Source organism: Deltaproteobacteria bacterium, from assembly GCA_019309045.1.
GTDB lineage: Bacteria > Desulfobacterota > Syntrophobacteria > BM002 > BM002 > JAFDGZ01.
Genome location: JAFDGZ010000178.1, coordinates 1 through 2,857, shown reverse-complemented (window position 1 = coordinate 2,857; position 2,857 = coordinate 1). Strand labels below are relative to the sequence as shown.

2 protein-coding genes are annotated in these 2,857 nt (G+C 52.8%); both read left to right on the top strand.

What is annotated here, in order from left to right; all coding sequences use genetic code 11:
- Positions 1–880 precede the first annotated feature (880 nt).
- Positions 881–1,111 (top strand): AbrB/MazE/SpoVT family DNA-binding domain-containing protein, encoded by a 231-nt coding sequence (locus JRI89_17425; GenBank protein ID MBW2073012.1) that lies wholly within the window; start codon positions 881–883, stop codon positions 1,109–1,111.
- Positions 1,108–1,512, top strand: a complete 405-nt coding sequence (locus JRI89_17420; protein MBW2073011.1) for a type II toxin-antitoxin system VapC family toxin — start codon at positions 1,108–1,110, stop codon at positions 1,510–1,512. The genes JRI89_17425 and JRI89_17420 overlap by 4 nt, the downstream gene beginning before the upstream one ends.
- Positions 1,513–2,857: the final 1,345 nt, after the last annotated feature.

Sequence of the window (2,857 nt, the reverse complement as noted above, 5' to 3'; positions counted from 1 at the left end):
CCAATGCCCTGCCTTAGACTGCGTTGGCCAGGCCTGTTTTCGATTCGTGGGGCTTGATTGGCGGCATGACTGATAGTATTGACAGCCGCTGGCGCAACCTGAAGGTTGCGGCTAGCATTGATGGACCCATTTAGGCTGGGAGGCTGCCGGCTGCATTGTTTAAATTAGCCACCCGTCTTCGCTAATGCTACGCCGCGCCAAGCCTTGCGGAGAGAGATTGGCGCAGGAATGAGCTCCCTGCAAAGCTCAACAAATCACACTCAAACAACTATTGCGCTAAGCGCTAGTTCTGCCCTGCGCCTTGCGCCCTGAGCCCAATGCCATAGCAACGGCACAAGGCTCAGGGCGCAAGGCATTCGGCGAAGATGGCGCGTAGCGCTGTATTTTCTTTGTTGCTCGGTTATCGCGGCAAGATGCCGCTCCCACAGGGGAAAATGGGTTCAGGGCGCAGGGCGCCGGCTACGCCGGAGTTGTCTGTTATCAGTTATCGGTTATCAGGGGTGTGAAGCAGGCGCAAAGCGCCGTATCCGCCATGGAGCTTGTTGCTTGACTATGGAAAAAGAACAGAAATCTTGAAAATCCTGTCGAAAAAAGACGGGCGCAGGGCTCAGGGCGCAAGGCATTGGGCGAAGATGGCGCAAAGCGCCATCGCTTCCTCCTGTCAGGGCGTCTTGTCACGGCGAAGTTTGACGTAGCCGGAAGCCGCAGGCGAAGCCGGAAGCCTCTCAGCTTCCTAGCCTCCTAGCCTTTTCCCCTGCTCCTTGCGCCGTGGGCCCCGAGCTTTGCCATTCACAGAATTTTCTGTTTGCCGGTTTTCCCTTGAGCCTCCACATCCAAAATTATACAATTTGGCAAAACGTTTAACTAAGGAGAATGTGCCATGCATCGTGTAAAAGTATTGGCCAAGGGACAGTTAGTAATCCCGGCAGCAATAAGAAAAAAATATGGCATTCAGCCCGGCACTGAAATCGAGATTTTTGAGTACGACAACATTATCTATCTCATGCCCCCGGCCAAAGATCCTGTAGAAGCGGCTATGGGCTGTCTTCCCCCAACTCCATCATTATCTGAAGAACTACTGAGAGAACGGAGGAAGGACTTTGTAGAATGACAACCAGTTACCTGTTCGATAGTCATGCCCTTCTGGCGTTTTTCCAAAAGGAAGAAGGCGCGGAGGTCGTGGCCAAGATCTTGCGATGGTCACGGAGGAAGCAACTGGATCAACTTTTGAGCGTGATAAATCTTGGCGAAATCATCTATATGATCAAGAGGCGATTTGGTGATCAGAAAAAAGTGGAAATCCTCGGCCGTGTTTATCAGTTGGGTTTGAAGATTCTTCCTGTTCCTGACTCTCTTGTATACAGGGCAGCCGAACTCAAGGCGGAATTTCCTCTCTCATATGCCGATTGTTTTGCTCTCGCATGTGCCATTGAGCATTCCGCCACTCTGGTAACAGGTGATCCTGAATTCAAACATGTAGGCCATCTGGTTCACATTGACTGGATTCGCTGAATGTGAGGGTATCAGTTCCGTGTTGAGGGGTGAAGAAATACTGGCGCAGGATATTGGGGTTACTTGGGTTTGTTGGGTCGTGAGAAACGGGCGCAGGGCTCAGGGCTATTACGTTCGATCGCTGCGCTTGTCCGATCGTTCCCGTTCGACGAGCTCACGGTTCACTCGTTCGATCGCTCCCATTCGACAGGCTCATGGTCGCTTGTTCGACCGCTCGCTTGGCGCTCGCTCGTTTTATTATACGGCGCAAGGCTATTAGGCTGGGAAGCTTCCGGCTTCGCCTGCGGCTTCCGGCTACGTCAAACTTCGCCGCGACAAGACGCCGTGACAAGAGGAAGCGCTAGCGCGGGGCTCCATCTTCCCCGAAAGCCTTGCGCCTTAAGCCTTGAGCCCGCTTTTTTGACACGGGTTCCGCCGTTGGCGGAACACGCGGATGCCACGGATGGACGCGTTTGAGAGACACGTGTGGTTGAAGGTGCCGCCGTTGCCAAGCAGCCTGCACCGCAGGCTGGGCGCTGCTGACGCAGCGCGTTCAGTTGGCATTTGAGGTCGCGAAAAAGCAAGCTCTTTCACCTCCTCAAACACCAACTTCACTCTTCGCAACGGCTATCGTCACACTTATACCACACCATGATTGATCTAATTTACCCGTCTTAGAATCACTCTCTACTCAGGGGATAAAAGCGGATAATTGAAACTACTCTATCCTCAACATCCAAAGAAAATTGATGACATCTACAAAGGAATTATCTGGGAGTTGACAGTATTATCGCTGAAAGGCCATGCGGGGAGTGGGTGAGCACGGGAATAAGCTTGCTTATTCCTGGGCTCACACGCTCCACGCAGCCACGATGCGCCAGCAGCGTGACACCGCAACGCGGGGCCTTGAAGCGATCCAACCACTATCAAACGCGAGTCTATCCGTGTGCATCCGTGTGTTTCGCGCAGCGAAACCCGTGTCAAAAAAACAGGTCAACAGAACATGCCACAGAGCAATGATCGCGCAAAGCGCTACCGCCTCCTAGCCTCCCAGCTTCCCAGCCTCCTAGCCTTTTTCCCTGCGCCTTGCGCCATGCGCCCAATGCCATAGCAACGGTGCAGGGCATTGGTGCACATTCCAGTGATGCCGGCTACCTGATCCAGGCCAATCCAGCCGTGGGATGAAAGTGTTAAAGGCAATTTGTCTTGGGGAGAGGGAAGCCCCCCGGTAGAAAGTTGAGGAAAGGAAACCTGCAGTTTAAAGCAGTAGCTTCCTGGAATGACATTTCTTCCTGTATTTTATCTTTGCACAAGGTTGTCCAATTCTTGCAAGGTGAGTTCTGCGTCACGTAGAATCTTTCTCAGT